Raw genomic sequence first — 16,845 nt, 5'->3', positions numbered from 1 at the left:
CGGATCAGTCCGCCTTTGCTTTCGCTCGTGTCTTCGCCGCGGGCTTCGCAGCCTTGGCGGGTTTGGCGTCGTCGCTCTTCGTCGCCTTGGTCGCAGTTTTTCGCGCCGCCGGCTTGGCGGCCTTGGCTGCCGTCTTGGCCGGAGCCTTCTTGACCTTAGTCCCCGTCTTCTCGGCGCGCTCGGTCAGAAGCTGAATGGCTTCCTCCAGCGTTACGCTCGCCGGATCCTTGCCGCGCGGCAGCGTGGCGTTGACCTTGCCGGCATTGACATAGGGGCCGAACCGACCTTCGCGAACGGTAATGGCGCCGCCGATCGTCGGATGCTCGCCGAGCGTGGCGATGGCGGCCGGCGTCGATCGCCCACGCCCGCCGCGCTCCTTCTTCTCGGCGATGACCGTGACGGCACGGTTGAGACCGATCGTCAGCACGTCCTCGATGGTCTCGAGATTGGCATAGGCGCCGTCGTGCTGAAGGAACGGCCCGTAGCGCCCGAGCCCCGCCAGAATCTGCTTGCCGGTCTCCGGGTGCGTCCCGACCTCGCGCGGAAGCGACAGGAGCTGACGCGCCTTCTCGAAGTCGATATCGGCGACCTGCCAGCCCTTGGGTAGGGACGAGCGCTTGGCCTCCTTGCCCTCGCCGCGCTGGACATAGGGGCCGAAGCGGCCCGAGCGCAGCGTGACCGGATCGCCCGTTTCTGGATCGACGCCCAGTTCCTTCGGCTCGTTCAGCCCTTCGCCGTCCACGGCTTCGGCCTGGAGGTTGGAGCCGAGCTGGCGAGTGTAGCCGCAGTCGGGATAGTTCGAGCAGCCGACGAAGGCGCCGAACTTGCCGAGCTTGAGGCTCAAGCGTCCTTCGCCGCATTTCGGGCAGGCGCGCGGATCGCTTCCATCACCTCGGTCCGGGAAGACCAGCGGTGCGAGCTCCTCGTTCAGCGCGTCGAGGACGTCGGTGACGCGCAGTTCCTTGGTGTTGTCGACATTGGCCGAGAAATCGCGCCAGAAGTCGCGCAGAACGTCCTTCCACGAAAGCTCGCCCGCCGAGATGCCGTCGAGCTTGCCTTCCAGATCGGCGGTGAAGTCGTACTCGACATACCGCTCGAAGAAGTTGTGTAGGAAGGCCGTGACGAGGCGGCCCTTGGAATCGGGGAAGAGCTTGCGCTTGTCCTGGACGATATATTCTCGGTCCTGCAGCGTCTGGAGCGTCGCGGCATAGGTCGAGGGACGGCCGATGCCGAGCTCTTCCATCTTCTTGATCAGCGAGGCTTCGGAATAGCGCGGCGGCGGCTCGGTGAAGTGCTGCGTCGGATCGACGGCTATGCGCTTTAACTTGTCGTCGGCCGCGATTTCCGGCAGGCGTGCGTTTTCATCGTCATCGTCGGCCTGCTCGGTCGGCGCCTTGGAATCGTCGCGGTGGTCCTGATAGGCACCGATGAAGCCGTCGAACCGGATAACCGATCCCGTCGCGCGTAGGAGCGCGTTGCGGGTGCCGTCCGTGGCCTCGATCTCCGCCGTCGTGCGTTCGATCTCGGCGGAGGCCATCTGGCTGGCGATCGCGCGCTTCCAGATCAGATCGTAGAGGCGCGCCTGATCCCGGTCGAGGAAGCGTTCCATCTCCTTTGGGTGGCGGTCGAAGCTGGTCGGGCGGATCGCCTCGTGCGCTTCCTGGGCGTTCTTCGCCTTGGTCGAGTAATAGCGCGGCTTCTCCGGCACGTAGCGTTCGCCGAAGGTCGAGGCGATCGACTTGCGGGCTTCCGCAATCGCTTCGGGCGCCATCTGGACGCCGTCGGTTCGCATATAGGTGATGAGACCCACGGTCTCGCCGCCGATATCCATGCCCTCATAGAGGCGCTGCGCCACCTGCATGGTGCGCGAGGCGCCGAAGCCGAGCTTGGCGGATGCCGCCTGCTGGAGGCTGGACGTCGTGAAGGGCGGGCTCGGGTTGCGCTTGGTCGGCTTCGCCTCGACCGACAGCGCCCGGAACGACGCGCCGTTCAGCATGTCGCGGATCTCGAAGGCACGGGCCTCGTTGCCGACCGACAAGCGCTGGAGCTTCTGGCCGTCGAAGGCGGTGAGCCGCGCGGTGAAGTCGTCGCCGCGCGGCGTCGATAGACGGGCGGCGATCTGCCAGTATTCGTCGGTCTTGAAGCGCTCGATCTCGCCTTCGCGGTCGCAGACCAGCCGAAGCGCCACGGACTGGACGCGGCCGGCCGAACGGGCTCCCGGAAGCTTGCGCCAAAGGACCGGCGAAAGCGTGAAGCCGACGAGATAATCCAGCGCGCGGCGCGCGAGATAGGCGTCCACCAGCGGCACGTCGATCTGGCGCGGATTGGCCATCGCGTCCAGCACGGCCTTCTTCGTGATGGCGTTGAAGACCACCCGGCTGACCGGCTTGTCCTTGATCACCTTCTTCTGCTGCAGCACCTCCAGCACGTGCCAGGAGATGGCCTCGCCCTCGCGATCCGGGTCGGTTGCCAGAACCAGCGCGTCGGCGCCCTTCAGGGCCTGCGCGATCTCGGCAAGGCGCTTCTGCGAGGGCTTGTCGACCTCCCAGTCCATCGCGAAATCGTCGTCCGGGCGAACGGACCCGTCCTTGGCGGGAAGGTCACGCACATGTCCGAACGAGGCGAGCACCTTGTAGTTGCTGCCAAGGTATTTGTTGATCGTCTTCGCTTTAGCCGGCGACTCGACGATGACCACTTCCATGGGCGAACGGTCCTGAGGAACGGGCGGCCGAACGAAGGGCTGCCTTTAGAATCTGCTGCGTTCACATGGACAGGCCGAACGCGCCGGTCAACCCCGGCGTCCCGTACCGTGCGGCGCGGACCCTACGGCAGAAGCGACAGCCGACCCCCTGCATGCCGCTCTAACCGGCCCGCCAGATCGAGTTCCAGGAGCAGCACCTGTGCCGCGTCCCATTCGACTTCGGCGTGAGCGATCAGGTCGTCGAGGAGAACGGGTGCCGTGCTCATGGAGCGCAGAAGGCGTTCGCGATCGGTTTCGCTGGGTTCGCGAAAAGCGATCGAAACGTCCGGTTCCTCCAAACTGAGACGAGACTGGCGCGACATTCGCGCGTCGAGCGGCGAAAGTGCAGTGAGGACGTCGTCCGGCTCGGTCGCAAGGATGGCGCCGTTCTTCAGAAGCGCGTTGCAGCCGGCGGCCTTGGCGTCCAGGGGGGAACCCGGCACGGCGAACAGAAGGCGCCCGAGTTCTCCCGCCAACCGAGCGCTGATCAACGTCCCCGAACGAAGCGCGGCCTCGACGACAAGAACGCCGAGCGAGAGCGCGACGACGATCCGATTGCGACGCGGGAAATCCACCGCGCGCGGTTCCCACCCAAAAGGCATTTCCGTCAGGAGGCAGCCTCCACTATCGACAATGCGCCGCATCAGGGTGCGGTTCTCCTGCGGATAGGGCCTGTTCAGCCCACCCGCGAACACGCCGATCGTACCCGTGGGCAGGCTCGCTTCGTGCGCGGCGGCGTCGATCCCCCGGGCGAGGCCGGACACGATGCCGTAGCCGCCTTCGCCGATACCCGATGCGAACATGCGGGTGATCTTCGAGCCCGCGGCCGTCGCCGAACGCGATCCGACGATGGCCACCGCCGGCTTCTGCAGAATGGCCCCGTCGCCCATCACGGCGAGAACGGGAGGTGCGGCTTCGGTGCTGCGAAGAATGGCCGGGTAGTCCCGCTCGCCTGCCACGATGAAACGCGCGCCCATCCGCTCGGCAGCGGCAAGCTCGGCTTCGATGGAAGGCGCGGAAGCGACCGAGATGCGGCGTTTCGAACCGCCGCGTGCGGCGAGGTCGGGAAGGGCGTCGAGCGCGGCCCTTGCGGTGCCGAAGCGCGACAGAAGCGAACGATAGGTGGCCGGCCCGACGTTCTCGCTGCGAATCAGACGAAGCGCTGCGCGCCGGTCCTCTTCGTCGAGTTCGGTGGGCCGCGTAGAGTTCACCCCTTGGACCCGATCCGGCTTTCGGTTCCCGACAGGAGGCGCCGGATGTTGGGAATGTGCTTGAGGTAGACGAGGACGGTCAGCAAACCGCTGAGGGCGGCCGCCATGGGATTGCCGATCAGGAGATAGACGATCGGGACGATCAGCGTCGCGAGGAGAGCGGCCAGCGAGGAATACTTCCAGATCTTGGCCGCGCCCAGCCAGACCGCGGCGAAGACGAGGACGCCCGGCCATGCGAAGCCCAGAAGGACGCCGATATAGGTGGCGACGCCCTTGCCCCCGCGAAAGCCGAGCCAGACCGGAAACAGGTGACCGAGAAAGGCGCCGAGGCCGGCGGCCGCAGCAGCGGGCGCGCCCCAGCGCCAGGCGATCAGCACCGGCACGGTGGCCTTCAGGAGGTCGCCGAGAAGGGTGAGGGCGGCGACCGTCTTGTTGCCCGTGCGCAGGACGTTGGTCGCGCCGATATTACCGGAGCCGATCGAGCGAAGGTCTCCGAGCCCGAACAGCTTGGTCAGGATCAGGCCGAAGGCGATCGTCCCGCAGAGATAGCCGCCGAGAAGGGCGAGGAGAACGACGGTCGGCTCGATGGTCATCGCGGTTTCCTGATCCGTTCGCTCAGCGGTCGTCTTGCGGCGCGGAAAAGACCTCGCGTCCGGAAACGAAGGTATTGATCACCTCGCCCTGGAAGCGGGCGCCTTCGAAGGCCGTGTTCTTGGAACGCGAGTGAATGCGCGACTTGTCGAAGACGAAGGGGGCATGGAGGTCGACCAACGCGAAATCCGCCGGTCGTCCCGTCTGCAGCGTTCCGCGATCCAGCTTTAGGAGCTTGGCGGGCGCCACCGTCATCGCCTCGATGATCCGCGCCAGCGGAACCTGATCGGAATGGTGGAGCCGGAGAGCGGCGGGAAGGAGTGTTTCCAGCCCGATCGCCCCGGTTTCGGCTTCCGCGAAGGGACGGCGCTTGCCGTCCGCGTCCTGTGGATCGTGCGAGGAGCAGATGACGTCGATGGAACCGTCCGCCAGTCCTGCGATCATCGCCTGGCGGTCGTCCTCGTGGCGGAGCGGCGGCGACAGGCGGAAGAAGGTGCGATACTCGCCGATGTCGTTCTCGTTGAGCGACAGGTGGTTGATGGACACGCCGGCAGTGGCATTGGCGCCACGATCCTTGGCGGTGCGCACGGCGGCGACCGAATCGCTCGTGGAGATCTTGGCCGCGTGATAGGCGGCGCGCGTCAGGGAGGCGAGACGCAGGTCCCGCTCCAGCGGGATGATCTCCGCCTCGCGCGGGATGCCGGGCAGGCCGAGCCAGGAGGCGAGAAGGCCCTCGTTCATCACCCCGGAGCCGACGAGCGCGGCGTCCTGCGTCTCGTGGACGAAGAGCGCTTCGAAGTCGCGCATATAGGTCATGATGCGACGGATCAGCCCGGCGTCGGTCAAGGTGCGCCGACCATCCGTGAAGGCGCGCACGCCGGCCTGCGACAGAAGGCCGATCTCCGTCATTTCCTTGCCGCGCAGCCCCTTGGTGAGGGCTGCGGACGGGAAGACGTTGACCGACGCGGTCTCGCGCGCCGTGCGGACGACGAACTGCGCCAGCGCGACGTCGTCGATCACCGGATCGGTTTCCGGCATGGTCAGGATGGAGGTGACCCCGCCGGCTGCCGCCGCGCGGCTGGCCGAGCGGATCGTCTCGCGGTGCTCGTTGCCCGGCTCGCCGACGAAGACGCGCATGTCGACGAGACCGGGAATGAGCAGAAGGCCGCTCGCGTCCAGCCGCTCGGCGCCATCGGGCACCCCCTGGTTGGCCGCCTGCGCACCCGCCGCGACAATCGTGCCGTCCTCGACGATCAGCGTCCCCCGCTCGTCCACACCCCGCGAAGGATCGAAGATGCGAGCGTTCTCAACGACGAGGGGGCGGGCCGAACGCTCGCTCACGATGCGGCCTCCTCGTTGCCCATCATCCACTCCATCACCGCCATGCGAACCGCGACGCCCATCTCCACCTGTTCCTCGATGACGCTTTGCGGCCCATCGGCGACCTCCGATGCGATCTCGACGCCGCGATTCATCGGGCCGGGATGCATGACGAGCGCATCGGGTTTGGCGCGGGCCAGGCGACGTTCGTCGAGACCGAACAGGCTGAAATACTCGCGCACCGAGGGCACGAAAGAGCCCTCCATGCGCTCGCGCTGAAGGCGCAGCATCATCACGACGTCCGCGCCTTCGAGCCCCGCGTCCATGTCGCGGAAGACGCGCACGCCCATGTCCTCGATACCGGTCGGCAGAAGCGTTGACGGCGCGATGACGCGCACATCGGCGCCGAGCGCGTTGAGGAGCAGGATGTTGGAGCGCGCGACGCGGCTGTGAAGCACGTCCCCGCAGATCGCCACGACGAGCCGAGCCACTCGGCCCTTGCGTCGGCGGATGGTCAAAGCGTCCAGAAGCGCCTGCGTCGGGTGTTCGTGCGCGCCGTCGCCGGCGTTGACCACCGAGCAGCCGACCTTTTGGGCCAGCAGCGCGACGGCTCCCGCCGAATGGTGGCGGACCACGAGAATGTCCGGCCGCATGGCGTTCAGCGTCATCGCCGTATCGATCAGCGTCTCGCCCTTCTTCACCGAAGAATTGGCGACCGACATGTTCATCACGTCCGCCCCCAGTCGCTTGCCTGCCAGCTCGAACGAGGCCTGCGTGCGGGTGGACGCTTCGAAGAACAGGTTGATCTGTGTCCGACCCTTGAGGGCGGACTTCTTCTTGTCGCGGCCAAGGCTGACCGCGATCTCGCGTTCGGCGAGATCCATCAGCGTGTGGATGTCGGGAAGCGACAGACCCGCGATGCCGAGTAGATGGCGACGGGGAGCGGACGGAGTGCTGGAAAGCTCTGACATGTCGAGATCGGGCTATAGGAGATAGCGCCCGTCCTCACAAGCGGCTGGTGCGCGGGAAGGCGAGGGGCGGCGGGTTATCCCCGGCGTTAACCATGGCGCGACATTCCGGTTGCGGACCCGGAGCTATGGGGAAAGGTTTGCGTTAATGTTTCGTTAACGAACTGGGGGCGGATCGATGCGCCGAATTCCAACGACCTTTGCCCTAAGCGCGTGGACAGGCTTTCTTCTCGTCACGGCGTTCGTAGACCTTCGCGACCCTATTGGAGCGGATCTGCCCGTCGCTGTTCTAACCCTTGGCACCGGCGTCCTGTCCGCCTTCAGTCTCGTATGCTTGCACTCGGGCAAGGAGACGCACGTGCGGCGGGGCGAGCTTCTGGCCTTTGCCGCCATCGGCATCTGCTCATCCATGGTGTTGGCAGCGCTGATCTTCGGAGCACCGTTCGCGGCCGTGTTCGGGCGCCTCGACCTCGCGTTCTGGTCGGTCGGCCTCAGCCTTCTCGCCATCGCGTTCGACGCGTGCATCTTCGCGCCCGATGCGGAGGACGAACTCGACGAAATCGCGTTCAAGCGCACGGTGAAGGCTATCGAGGCATCCATCCCTCGGCAGAAGCCAAGCCCGCGTACGCACTGGACGGCGAACCGGGACGAGTTCTGATGCGCTGGCTCCTGTCCCTCTGGTTCCTGCCGATCTCGTTTCTCGTCGTCTGGCTCGCGCTCGCCTCGAACGACTGGAGCTTCGGGCTCTTCTTCTTCTCGCGCGAGATGTACGACACGGTCTTTGCCGTTTACGGCGAAGCGCTCGGCGTTCCGCCGGAAACGCTGCCTCCGCTGGTGGCGCGAGCGCTGGTGCTGGACAGCCTGATCGTGCTGGCCCTCTACGCGTTCCGCCGTCGCAAGCCGATCCTGGCCTTCGCGAGGTTGCGTTACGCTCGCTGGGCAGCGAGCACGAAAAGCCTGTCCAACGCTCCCTGAAGGATGAAGGCCGCTGCGGCGGCGTCGATACGCTCGGCCCGCTTGCGCCGCGACATGTCCATCTCGATCATTCCGCGCTCGGCCGCGACCGTGGAAAGCCGCTCGTCCCAGAACGCGATCGGTCGTTCGTCGAGCCGCATGTAGTTGCGGACGAATGCCTTGGTCGATTGCGCGCGGGGGCCCTCGCTTCCGTCCATGTTAAGCGGCAGACCCATGACGATGGCATCGCACTTCGCCTCGTCCAGAACGGATTTCAGTTCGGCGGCGTCGGCTTGAAACTTCGTCCGGCGGATGACCGTGCGCGGCGTGGCGAAGCGCCATCCAAGATCCGACATCGCGACCCCGATCGTCTTTGTTCCGAGATCGAGACCCACGAGGATGCTACCTCCCGTTTTGCGCCCGGACAGGTCGGCAAGTTCGGCAAGCGGCATGTCGTCTCCTTGATGTGCGGTTCTCGGCCCTAGCTTCTCCGCCATAGCAGCCCAGGCCATGCGCGGAGAACCATCAGCATGAAAATGACCTACTTCGGCCATTCGGCCTTCCGGATCGACACGGGACGATCCGTCATCCTCATCGATCCGTTTCTGACGGGCAACCCGCATTTCCACGGCGACGTGGCGGAGGCTACGAAAGGCACCACGCATATTCTTCTGACGCACGGCCATTTCGACCATGTCGGCGACACGGTGGATATCGCTCAGCGGAACGGGGCCAAGGTCGTCGGCACGTTCGAACTGGTGCAGTGGCTGGGCAAGAAGGGCGTCGCTTCGATCGAGCCCGCCAACACCGGCGGCACGATCAAGTTCGACGACTTTTCCGTCACGCTGACGCAGGCCTTCCACTCGTCGGGCAGCGTCGAGGAAGACGGCACCGTCACCTATCTCGGCATGCCGAACGGCATCGTCATCCATTTCGACGACGGCGGCAGCGTCTACCACATGGGCGACACCGACATCTTCGGCGACATGGCGCTGATCGAGGAGCTTCACCAGCCCAAGATCGGCCTCGTGCCGTGCGGGGACCGGCTGACCATGGGCGCGGCGGTCGCGGCGCTCGCCTGCCGGCGCTACTTCAACTTCCAGACCATCGTGCCGCTCCATTGGGGCACATTGCCGATTCTAGACGCTAATCCGAACAAGTTCATCGAGGCGATGGAAGGCGAGGCGTCTCGCGTCCTCGTGCCGAAGATCGGCGAAGCCTTCGAGATCTGAGATCGGGCACGCCCGCTCGACGGCGTTGCCTCGGCGCAACGCCGTCGATATAGCCTTGTCCCAAAGCAAAGCTTTCGGGAAAACGCATGTCTGTCGATACCGCCACTGTCCGTCGCGTCGCTCGTCTTGCCCGCCTTGCGGTCACCGAGGACGAGGTTCAGACGATGCAGGGCGAGCTGAACGCCATCCTCGGCTTCTTCGAACAGCTCGGCGAGGTGGACGTTTCGGGCGTCGAGCCGATGACGTCCGTCATTCCGATCGAGATGAAGAAGCGCGACGACGCCGTCACCGATGGCCACAAGGCGGACGACATCGTCGCTAACGCGCCCGCGACCGACGACCACTTCTTCCTCGTGCCGAAGGTCGTGGAATGACGGCTGATATCGTGATCTCGCGCGTAAGCGCGCTTCATCCCGATCTCGCCGACCTCATCGCCGAACTCGACGTCGCGATCCGCGAGATGGAGCCGGAGACCCCGCAGGACTTCAACTTCTGCCTGACAGCGGAGGAGATGGACGGGCCGGACACGACGGTCTGGATCGCCCGGACGAATGACCGAGCGGTCGGCTGCTGCGCTTTGCTGCGCCACCCGGATGGCGCCGCCGAGCTCAAGCGGATGTTCGTCCGCCCCGAGGCGCGGGGAGCGCGTCTGGGAGCGCGTCTGCTCGATACGGTGGAAGCGCAGGCTCGCCTCGAGGGCTCGCGACGGCTCTTGCTGGAAACGGGCGTCCATTATCGCTCGGCACGAAGGCTGTACGAAGCCGCCGGCTTCGAGCAAACCGGCGCTTTTGCCGATTACCCAGACAATCCATACTCGATATTCTACGCGAAGCCGCTGACGTAACGTCTTCCACGCTTTCGCCTTTCTCAGTTTCAAAGAAGCCGAGCCGATGACCGACCTGACCCGATACACGATTGCGGAAGCGCGCGATGCGCTGAAGGCGAAGACGTTCACCGCCGCCGAGCTGACCGATGCGTATCTCGGTGCGATCGACGCCGCGAATGGTGCTCTCAACGCCTATGTGGCGGTGACGCCCGAGCGGGCGCGCGAGATGGCGGCGGCCTCCGACGAGAAGCTGGCGAGCGGCGCGGCCGGGCCGCTCGAGGGCATCCCGCTCGGCGTCAAGGACCTGTTCGCGACTAGGAGCGTGCACACGCAGGCCTCCTCGCATATCCTCGACAAGTTCGAGCCTCGCTACGAATCCACCGTCACCGCCAATCTCTGGGCGGACGGCGCCGTCATGCTCGGCAAGCTGAACATGGACGAATTCGCCATGGGTTCGTCCAACGAGACGAGTCATGACGGACCTGTGGTCAATCCGTGGCGGCGGTCGGGCTCGGACGTCGCGCTGGTGCCGGGTGGCTCCTCCGGCGGTTCGGCAGCGGCGGTGGCCGCGCGCATCTGCGCCGGCGCCACGGCGACCGATACCGGCGGCTCGATCCGGCAGCCGGCTGGCCTCACGGGCACGGTCGGCATCAAGCCGACCTACGGCCGCTGCTCGCGCTGGGGTATCGTCGCCTATGCCTCGTCGCTCGATCAGGCCGGGCCGATCGCGCGCGACGTTCGCGACGCGGCCATCCTTCTGAAGTCGATGGCTTCGGTGGACGACAAGGACACGACCTCGGTTGACCGTCCCGTTCCGGACTACGAGGCGGCCGTCGGTCGTTCGGTTCGTGGCCTCAGGATCGGCATTCCGCGCGAATACCGCGTCGAGGGCCTCTCCGCCGAGATCGACGCGCTTTGGCAGAAGGGGATCGCTTATCTGAAGGACGCAGGCGCCGAGATCGTCGACGTCTCCCTGCCGCACACGAAATACGCTCTGCCGGCCTACTACATCGTGGCTCCGGCGGAAGCTTCATCGAACCTCGCACGCTACGACGGCGTGCGCTACGGCCTTCGCGTGCCCGGCAAAGACATCGCGGAGATGTACGAGAACACCCGCGCCGCCGGGTTCGGGCGCGAGGTGAAGCGTCGCATCATGGTCGGCACCTATGTGCTTTCGGCCGGGTATTACGACGCCTACTATCTGAAGGCGCAGAAGGTCCGCACGCTGATCAAGCGCGATTTCGAGACCGTCTTCGCCGACGGCGTCGACGCGATCCTGACGCCGACGACGCCGTCGGCCGCCTTCGCCATCGGCGACGAGAACCTCGCGGCCGATCCCGTCGCGATGTATCTGAACGACGTGTTCACGATCACCGTCAACCTCGCCGGCCTGCCGGGAATCTCGGTGCCTGCCGGCCTCTCGGCCGAGGGAACGCCGCTCGGGCTTCAACTGATCGGCCGTCCGTTCGACGAGGAAACCCTCTTCGCCTCCGCGTCCGTGATCGAGCAAGCGGCCGGTCGCTTCCAGCCCGATCGCTGGTGGTGACGGCGCCCATCGCCTCCCACATGTCGCGCAGATCGCTCAACGCACTTCACGAGTTCGTCCGATGACCATCGTCGATGTCCGCACCCCCGATCCCAAGAAGTTCATCCCCGGCATTTCCGGCGATTGGGAGATCGTGATCGGCATGGAAGTCCATGCGCAGGTCCTGTCCGAGTCCAAGCTCTTTTCCGGCGCCTCGACCCAGTTCGGCTCCGCACCCAACGACAACGTCTCGCTGGTGGATGCCGCGATGCCGGGCATGCTGCCGGTCATCAACGTCGAATGCGTTCGTCAGGCCGTCCGTACCGGGCTCGGGTTGAAGGCGCAGATCAACAACCGCTCGGTCTTCGACCGAAAGAACTATTTCTATCCCGACCTGCCGCAGGGCTATCAGATTTCGCAATTTCAGCAGCCGATCGTCGGCGAGGGAACGGTGATCGTCTCGGTCGGTCCGGATTCGAAGGGCCAGTTCGACGAGATCGAGATCGGCATCGAGCGCCTGCATCTGGAGCAGGACGCCGGCAAGTCGCTACACGACCAGCATGCGACCATGTCCTACGTCGATCTGAACCGCTCCGGCGTCGCCCTGATGGAGATCGTCTCGAAGCCGGACATGCGCTCGGCTGACGAGGCGCGCGCCTACCTCACCAAGCTGCGCACCATCCTGCGTTATCTCGGCACCTGCGACGGCAACATGGACGAGGGCTCGATGCGCGCCGACGTCAACGTGTCCGTTCGCCGTCCGGGCGGTGCCTTCGGCACGCGTTGTGAGATCAAGAACGTCAACTCGATCCGCTTCGTCGGACAGGCCATCGAATCCGAAGCCCGTCGCCAGATCGCGATCCTGGAGGACGGCGGTTCGATCGACCAGGAAACGCGCCTGTTCGATCCGGGCAAGGGCGAAACGCGGGCCATGCGCTCCAAGGAAGACGCGCACGACTACCGCTACTTCCCCGATCCCGATCTCCTTCCATTGGAGTTCGACGACGCGTTCGTGGAAGGATTGCGCGCCGATCTGCCCGAACTGCCGGACGACAAGCGCCAGCGCCTGATCACCGATGCCGGGCTTTCAGCCTACGACGCATCGATCCTCGTCTCGGAAAAGGCGATCGCCGATTTCTTCGAGCAGGTCGCCAAGGGGCGGGACGCCAAGCAGGCCGCCAACTGGGTGATCAACGATCTCCTCGGCGCGCTTAACAAAAGCGGTAAGGGAATCGAGGAAACGCCGGTTTCGGCCGATCAGCTCGGCGCGGTTCTCGATCTCATTCGTGAGGGAACGATCTCGGGCAAGATCGCGAAGGACCTGTTCGAGATCGTCTGGAACGAGGGCGGCGATCCGCGCGAGCTCGTGGAAAGCCGGGGCCTGCGTCAGGTGACGGATACGGGCGCGATCGAGAAGGCGGTGGACGAAGTCATTGCCGCCAATCCGGAGAAGGTCGAGCAGGCGAAAGCCAAGCCGACGCTGGCCGGTTGGTTCGTCGGCCAGGTGATGCGGGCAACAGGCGGCAAGGCCAATCCCCAGGCGGTGAACGATCTCGTGAAGGCAAAGCTCGGCATCGAATGAGCCGCTTCTTCGTTCGAACCGCCGGCAAGGCCGATGTGCCGGCGGTTTCAGCTCTCCTTCGTGAGACGTGGCACGATACGTATGATGGGATCTACGGTGCCGAGCGCGTTCGCGAGATCACTGACGCTTGGCACTCCGTAGAAGTTCTGGCCTCTCGTCTGTCGCAGCCGAACGCCGAGTTTCTGGTCGCCGACAGCGGCGCCGAACTCGGCGGCATGGCCTATGCCAAAATGGCCGCCGCCGATCGAACGCTCGTCGTGCTCCACCAGCTCTACGTCCGCCCGACCGTTCAGGGGTGCGGGGTGGGCGCCGATCTTCTCTCCGAAATGCTCGACTGCTTCCCCGAGGCAAAGCGCATGCGGATCGAAGTCGAGGGTGCCAACGTTCGTGCGATCGCCTTCTACGAGCGCCACGGGTTCGTCAGAACGGGCAGGGCGGATAGCGAGCTCGGCATTCCGGCGACCGTCTTCGAACGACAGCTTTGACCGACGGTTCTGAGCCCTACCTGAAGCCCTCGGATCGCTGGACTTTTGCCGGTGACGGCAGCATAAGGGCCGCATGGCCCGGAATGGACATGGCACATGAAAGACTGGCTGCTTCAGATCTTCACCTGGTGGAACGGTCAGACGATCGGAACGCGTTTCCATACGTGGCGCTTCGGCCAGCGCGTCGGCGAGGACGAGCGCGGCAACGTCTACTACCAGTCCGCCGATGGCAAGCGCCGGTGGGTCATCTACAAGGGTATGGCCGAGGCCTCCGAGATCGGGCCGGGCTGGCACGGCTGGATGCACCACCGCGTCGACACGCCGCCGGTGGACGAGAACTACAAGCCGCGCGACTGGCAGAAGCCGCACGTCCCGAACCAGACGGGGACGCGCTTCGCCTATCGGCCGAAGGGGTCGCTTCTCAACACCGCCGAGCGCCCGCGCGTCTCGGGCGACTACGACGCGTGGACGCCCTGACCGCTTCGCGTCGTCCCATGCCTCAGTTCGCGTTTCGCCGAACCCTGGTTTTCGCTGCCACATCGCTGCTTCTTGCGACGGTGTCGGCGTCTGCCGCGCGCATCGAGAATCCCGAGGCCGTCTTCTCTGGTCTCGATAAGATCACCGGCCGGATCACGACGTTCGAGGTTCGTATCGACGAGACGGTGCAGTTCGGCGCGCTGCAGGTGACGCCGCGCGCCTGCTTCACACGCAGTCAGGACGAATCTCCCAAGACCGACGGTTTCATCGAAGTCGACGAGATCACGCTGGATCGCGAGATCCGTCGTATCTTCACCGGCTGGATGTTCGCGGACTCGCCAGGGCTGAACGCCGTCGAGCACCCGGTCTATGACGTCTGGCTCAAGGACTGCAAGACGGACTCGGGTGTTCCGCCCGCGCAGTGAAAGTTTGCGTGGCGTTCGAGCGCCGCGCTCAGGCGATCGCGATACTCCGCCCGCTCCACCTCGATTGCGCCGAAGCGCTCCAGATGCGAGGTGATGAACTGCGTGTCGAGAAGCGTGAAGCCGCTGCGACGTAGCTTGTCCCACAAGAAGACGAGGGCGACCTTGGAGGCGTCCGTGCGCCGCGAGAACATGCTTTCGCCGAAGAAGGCCGAGCCGAGGCTGACCCCGTAGAGGCCGCCGACCAACTGCCCATCCGCCCAAGCCTCCACCGAGTGCGCGTGGCCCATTCGAAAGAGCCCGGCATAGAGGTCGCGGATACGGCGGTTGATCCAGGTGTTGTCGCGACCGGGTGCCGGCTCTGCGCAACCGTCCACGACTACTAGGAAAGCGGTATCGAAGCGGATGTCGAACGCGTTTTGCCGGATCCGCTTTCGCAGGCTCTTCGGCACGTGGAACCCGTCGAGCGGCAGGATGCCGCGATGGGTCGGGTCCACCCAGTGAATCGACGGATCGTCGGCATCCTCCGACATCGGGAAGATGCCGGCGGCGTAGGCCCGCAGAAGCAGTTCCGGCGTGATGAGGACCTCGCCGCCGCCGGATGTCGCCATCGCCGGATCAGGCAGCCTTGGCCGCAGCCGCGAGATACTGTTCCAGCCAGTGGATGTCGTAGTTCCCTGCCTGGATGTCCGCGTTGTCGACGAGATCCTGGAACAAGGGGAGCGTCGTCTTCACGCCGTCTACGATAATCTCATCCAGCGCTCGGCGCAGGCGCATCAGGCATTCGTTGCGCGTGCGCCCATGGACGATCAGCTTGCCGATCAACGAATCGTAGAACGGTGGAATCGTATAGCCCTGGTAAACGCCGGAATCGATACGGATGCCGAGGCCGCCGGGCGCGTGATAGTAGCTGATCTGCCCGGGCGAAGGCGCGAAGGTGCGTGGGTCCTCGGCGTTAATCCGGCACTCGATCGCGTGGCCGAGGAACTTCACCTCGTCCTGGGTGACGGAAAGGCCGAGGCCGGCGGCGACGCGCAACTGCTCGTGAACGAGATCGAGCCCGGTGATCGCTTCCGTCACGGGGTGCTCGACCTGAAGACGAGTGTTCATCTCGATGAAATAGAACTCGCCGTTCTCGTACAGGAACTCGATGGTGCCGGCGCCGCGATATTTCAGCTTGGCCATCGCGTTGGCGCAGATTTCGCCGATGCGGGTCCGCTGCTCTTCGTCGAGAGCCGGAGAACGGGCCTCCTCCCAGACCTTCTGGTGGCGGCGCTGGAGAGAGCAGTCGCGCTCGCCGAGATGAATGGCGTTGCCCATCCCGTCGCCGAACACCTGAACCTCGATGTGACGCGGCTTGCCGAGGTACTTTTCGAGATAAACCGCATCGTCGCCGAACGCGGCGCCGGCTTCCGCGCGCGCGGTGGAAAGCGCCAGCGACAGGTCGGCCGGCGTATGCGCGACCTTCATGCCGCGTCCGCCGCCGCCCGCCGACGCCTTGACCAGCACCGGAAAGCCGATGTCCGTCGCCACGCGCATCGCCTCGGCATCGTCCGTCACGGCACCCGCCGAGCCGGGAACGACCGGAATGCCCAACGCCTTCGCCGTGCGCTTGGCTTCGATCTTGTCTCCCATCACCCGAATATGCTCGGCCGTCGGGCCGATGAAGGTGATGTTGTGGGCTTCGAGGATATCGGCGAAACGGGCGTTTTCTGATAGGAAGCCGTAGCCGGGATGCACGGCATCCGCGCCGGAAATCTCGCACGCCGCCAGGATCTGGGGGATGTTCAGGTAGCTGTCGCGCGCCGGCGGCGGGCCGATGCAGACGCTCTCGTCGGCCAGCCGGACGTGCATCGCCGCGTTGTCGGCAGTCGAGTGAACCGCCACCGTCCCGATGCCGAGTTCCTTGCACGCCCGCAGCACACGCAGCGCGATCTCGCCGCGATTGGCGATCAGAACCTTGTTGAACATGAATGCCCTTCCATTGACCGCCTGACCCGAACGTTCGCGTGGGATGTCGGCCTCAGCCGATCACGACCAATGCTTCGCCGTATTCCACCGGCTGTCCGTTGTCGACGCAGATCCGCTTGATCGTGCCGGAGCGCGGCGCCGGGATCTGGTTCATCGTTTTCATCGCCTCGATGATCAGCAGCGTCTCGCCTTCGCTGACGCTCTGGCCGATCTCGACGAAGGGCTTCGCACCGGGGGCTGAGGCGAGATAGACCGTGCCGACCATGGGCGAGGGGACCGAGCCCACTTCCGGACCGGAGGACGCGGCCGGAGCGGCGGGAACTGCGGCCTGAGGCGCGGGCGCCATAGGTGCTGGCAGCGGAGCCGGCATATGGGCGTAGGTGGGCGCGGCGACGAACTCCTTCTTCCGGGAGACGCGAATGCGAAGCTCGCCCTGTTCCACCTCGATCTCGGTCAGATCGGTATCGTTCAGGATGTCGGCGAGTTCGCGGACGAGCGATCGATCCACAGTGGAGTCCTTTTCCATAACATTCCTTCGAGC

The 16,845-nt window shown here is 65.2% G+C and carries 19 protein-coding genes; 10 read left to right on the top strand and 9 right to left on the bottom strand.

Annotated elements, in window-relative coordinates:
- Positions 1 to 4: 4 nt before the first annotated feature.
- The 5 genes from topA to H7A85_RS16335 all read right to left on the bottom strand — a co-directional run bounded on the left by topA (position 5) and on the right by H7A85_RS16335 (position 6,833).
- Positions 5 to 2,701, bottom strand: a complete 2,697-nt coding sequence (topA, locus tag H7A85_RS16355; protein ID WP_182087035.1) for a type I DNA topoisomerase — start codon at positions 2,699 to 2,701, stop codon at positions 5 to 7.
- Positions 2,702 to 2,823: 122 nt separating this feature from the next.
- Positions 2,824 to 3,951 (bottom strand): DNA-processing protein DprA, encoded by a 1,128-nt coding sequence (gene dprA, locus H7A85_RS16350; RefSeq protein WP_182087034.1) that lies wholly within the window; start codon positions 3,949 to 3,951, stop codon positions 2,824 to 2,826.
- Positions 3,948 to 4,544 (bottom strand): glycerol-3-phosphate 1-O-acyltransferase PlsY, encoded by a 597-nt coding sequence (plsY, locus tag H7A85_RS16345; RefSeq protein WP_182087033.1) that lies wholly within the window; start codon positions 4,542 to 4,544, stop codon positions 3,948 to 3,950. Before plsY ends, dprA begins: the two co-directional genes overlap by 4 nt.
- Before the next feature lie 22 nt (positions 4,545 to 4,566).
- On the bottom strand, positions 4,567 to 5,883 hold the full coding sequence (locus tag H7A85_RS16340) for a dihydroorotase (protein WP_182087032.1): 1,317 nt from the start codon (positions 5,881 to 5,883) through the stop codon (positions 4,567 to 4,569).
- Positions 5,880 to 6,833 (bottom strand): aspartate carbamoyltransferase catalytic subunit, encoded by a 954-nt coding sequence (locus H7A85_RS16335; RefSeq protein ID WP_182087031.1) that lies wholly within the window; start codon positions 6,831 to 6,833, stop codon positions 5,880 to 5,882. The genes H7A85_RS16340 and H7A85_RS16335 overlap by 4 nt, the downstream gene beginning before the upstream one ends.
- 355 nt (positions 6,834 to 7,188) lie before the next feature.
- Here H7A85_RS16335 and H7A85_RS16330 point away from each other — a divergent pair, with 355 nt between their 5' ends.
- Positions 7,189 to 7,488, top strand: coding sequence for a hypothetical protein (locus H7A85_RS16330; RefSeq protein ID WP_182087030.1), 300 nt, complete (start codon positions 7,189 to 7,191; stop codon positions 7,486 to 7,488).
- A complete protein-coding gene (locus H7A85_RS16325; RefSeq protein ID WP_182087029.1) occupies positions 7,488 to 7,805 on the top strand; it encodes a DUF6105 family protein in 318 nt (105 codons plus the stop codon). The genes H7A85_RS16330 and H7A85_RS16325 overlap by 1 nt, the downstream gene beginning before the upstream one ends.
- Here the strand turns inward: H7A85_RS16325 and ruvX are convergent.
- Positions 7,757 to 8,236: a Holliday junction resolvase RuvX gene (gene ruvX, locus H7A85_RS16320; RefSeq protein ID WP_182087028.1), complete on the bottom strand. Its 480-nt coding sequence runs from the start codon at positions 8,234 to 8,236 to the stop codon at positions 7,757 to 7,759. The two genes, H7A85_RS16325 and ruvX, sit on opposite strands and share 49 nt — an antisense overlap.
- Before the next feature lie 78 nt (positions 8,237 to 8,314).
- On the opposite strand from ruvX, the gene H7A85_RS16315 reads away from it, so the two are divergent.
- The 8 genes from H7A85_RS16315 (at position 8,315) to H7A85_RS16280 (ending at position 14,336) form a co-directional block, all read left to right on the top strand.
- Positions 8,315 to 9,016: a metal-dependent hydrolase gene (locus H7A85_RS16315; RefSeq protein ID WP_182087027.1), complete on the top strand. Its 702-nt coding sequence runs from the start codon at positions 8,315 to 8,317 to the stop codon at positions 9,014 to 9,016.
- Between the two features lie 86 nt (positions 9,017 to 9,102).
- Complete coding sequence (gene gatC, locus H7A85_RS16310; protein ID WP_182087026.1) at positions 9,103 to 9,390, top strand: Asp-tRNA(Asn)/Glu-tRNA(Gln) amidotransferase subunit GatC; 288 nt, start codon at positions 9,103 to 9,105, stop codon at positions 9,388 to 9,390.
- Entirely contained in the window at positions 9,387 to 9,860 is a 474-nt protein-coding gene (locus H7A85_RS16305; protein ID WP_182087025.1) for a GNAT family N-acetyltransferase, read from the top strand. The genes gatC and H7A85_RS16305 overlap by 4 nt, the downstream gene beginning before the upstream one ends.
- Positions 9,861 to 9,906: 46 nt before the next feature.
- A complete protein-coding gene (gatA, locus tag H7A85_RS16300; RefSeq protein WP_182087024.1) occupies positions 9,907 to 11,388 on the top strand; it encodes an Asp-tRNA(Asn)/Glu-tRNA(Gln) amidotransferase subunit GatA in 1,482 nt (493 codons plus the stop codon).
- Positions 11,389 to 11,449: 61 nt separating this feature from the next.
- Positions 11,450 to 12,949: an Asp-tRNA(Asn)/Glu-tRNA(Gln) amidotransferase subunit GatB gene (gatB, locus tag H7A85_RS16295; RefSeq protein WP_182087023.1), complete on the top strand. Its 1,500-nt coding sequence runs from the start codon at positions 11,450 to 11,452 to the stop codon at positions 12,947 to 12,949.
- The gene (locus tag H7A85_RS16290) at positions 12,946 to 13,434 is read left to right on the top strand and encodes a GNAT family N-acetyltransferase (protein ID WP_182087022.1); all 489 of its coding nucleotides are present in this window, start codon (positions 12,946 to 12,948) and stop codon (positions 13,432 to 13,434) included. Before gatB ends, H7A85_RS16290 begins: the two co-directional genes overlap by 4 nt.
- Positions 13,435 to 13,530: 96 nt before the next feature.
- Positions 13,531 to 13,911, top strand: a complete 381-nt coding sequence (locus H7A85_RS16285; RefSeq protein ID WP_182087021.1) for an NADH:ubiquinone oxidoreductase subunit NDUFA12 — start codon at positions 13,531 to 13,533, stop codon at positions 13,909 to 13,911.
- A gap of 17 nt (positions 13,912 to 13,928) precedes the next feature.
- Positions 13,929 to 14,336, top strand: a complete 408-nt coding sequence (locus H7A85_RS16280; protein ID WP_182087070.1) for a DUF2155 domain-containing protein — start codon at positions 13,929 to 13,931, stop codon at positions 14,334 to 14,336.
- On the opposite strand, the gene aat is transcribed toward H7A85_RS16280, so the two are convergent.
- The 3 genes from aat to accB are packed head-to-tail and all read right to left on the bottom strand — an operon-like array spanning position 14,279 to position 16,830.
- On the bottom strand, positions 14,279 to 14,944 hold the full coding sequence (aat, locus tag H7A85_RS16275) for a leucyl/phenylalanyl-tRNA--protein transferase (RefSeq protein ID WP_182087020.1): 666 nt from the start codon (positions 14,942 to 14,944) through the stop codon (positions 14,279 to 14,281). The genes H7A85_RS16280 and aat overlap by 58 nt on opposite strands.
- A 7-nt stretch (positions 14,945 to 14,951) precedes the next feature.
- The gene (gene accC / locus H7A85_RS16270) at positions 14,952 to 16,304 is read right to left on the bottom strand and encodes an acetyl-CoA carboxylase biotin carboxylase subunit (protein ID WP_182087019.1); all 1,353 of its coding nucleotides are present in this window, start codon (positions 16,302 to 16,304) and stop codon (positions 14,952 to 14,954) included.
- A 52-nt stretch (positions 16,305 to 16,356) separates the two neighbouring features.
- Positions 16,357 to 16,830, bottom strand: a complete 474-nt coding sequence (gene accB / locus H7A85_RS16265) for an acetyl-CoA carboxylase biotin carboxyl carrier protein (protein ID WP_182087018.1) — start codon at positions 16,828 to 16,830, stop codon at positions 16,357 to 16,359.
- Positions 16,831 to 16,845 lie beyond the last annotated feature (15 nt).

The sequence above is a fragment of the Aureimonas sp. ME7 genome, from assembly GCF_903970965.1.
Classification (GTDB): domain Bacteria; phylum Pseudomonadota; class Alphaproteobacteria; order Rhizobiales; family Rhizobiaceae; genus Aureimonas.
The sequence above is the reverse complement of the archived record's forward strand: the minus strand, read 5'-3'. Positions and strand labels throughout refer to the sequence as shown.

Excerpts from the sequence above, each read along its gene's own strand:
- H7A85_RS16305 (WP_182087025.1), top strand. The coding sequence starts at position 9,387 with ATGACGGCTGATATCGTGATCTCGCGCGTAAGCGCGCTTCATCCCGAT.
- H7A85_RS16335 (WP_182087031.1), bottom strand. The coding sequence starts at position 6,833 with ATGTCAGAGCTTTCCAGCACTCCGTCCGCTCCCCGTCGCCATCTACTC.
- H7A85_RS16280 (WP_182087070.1), top strand. The coding sequence starts at position 13,929 with ATGCCTCAGTTCGCGTTTCGCCGAACCCTGGTTTTCGCTGCCACATCG.
- accB (WP_182087018.1), bottom strand. The coding sequence starts at position 16,830 with ATGGAAAAGGACTCCACTGTGGATCGATCGCTCGTCCGCGAACTCGCC.
- H7A85_RS16290 (WP_182087022.1), top strand. The coding sequence starts at position 12,946 with ATGAGCCGCTTCTTCGTTCGAACCGCCGGCAAGGCCGATGTGCCGGCG.
- gatB (WP_182087023.1), top strand. The coding sequence starts at position 11,450 with ATGACCATCGTCGATGTCCGCACCCCCGATCCCAAGAAGTTCATCCCC.
- aat (WP_182087020.1), bottom strand. The coding sequence starts at position 14,944 with ATGGCGACATCCGGCGGCGGCGAGGTCCTCATCACGCCGGAACTGCTT.
- gatA (WP_182087024.1), top strand. The coding sequence starts at position 9,907 with ATGACCGACCTGACCCGATACACGATTGCGGAAGCGCGCGATGCGCTG.
- H7A85_RS16315 (WP_182087027.1), top strand. The coding sequence starts at position 8,315 with ATGAAAATGACCTACTTCGGCCATTCGGCCTTCCGGATCGACACGGGA.
- H7A85_RS16285 (WP_182087021.1), top strand. The coding sequence starts at position 13,531 with ATGAAAGACTGGCTGCTTCAGATCTTCACCTGGTGGAACGGTCAGACG.
- ruvX (WP_182087028.1), bottom strand. The coding sequence starts at position 8,236 with ATGCCGCTTGCCGAACTTGCCGACCTGTCCGGGCGCAAAACGGGAGGT.
- topA (WP_182087035.1), bottom strand. The coding sequence starts at position 2,701 with ATGGAAGTGGTCATCGTCGAGTCGCCGGCTAAAGCGAAGACGATCAAC.
- accC (WP_182087019.1), bottom strand. The coding sequence starts at position 16,304 with ATGTTCAACAAGGTTCTGATCGCCAATCGCGGCGAGATCGCGCTGCGT.
- gatC (WP_182087026.1), top strand. The coding sequence starts at position 9,103 with ATGTCTGTCGATACCGCCACTGTCCGTCGCGTCGCTCGTCTTGCCCGC.
- H7A85_RS16325 (WP_182087029.1), top strand. The coding sequence starts at position 7,488 with ATGCGCTGGCTCCTGTCCCTCTGGTTCCTGCCGATCTCGTTTCTCGTC.
- plsY (WP_182087033.1), bottom strand. The coding sequence starts at position 4,544 with ATGACCATCGAGCCGACCGTCGTTCTCCTCGCCCTTCTCGGCGGCTAT.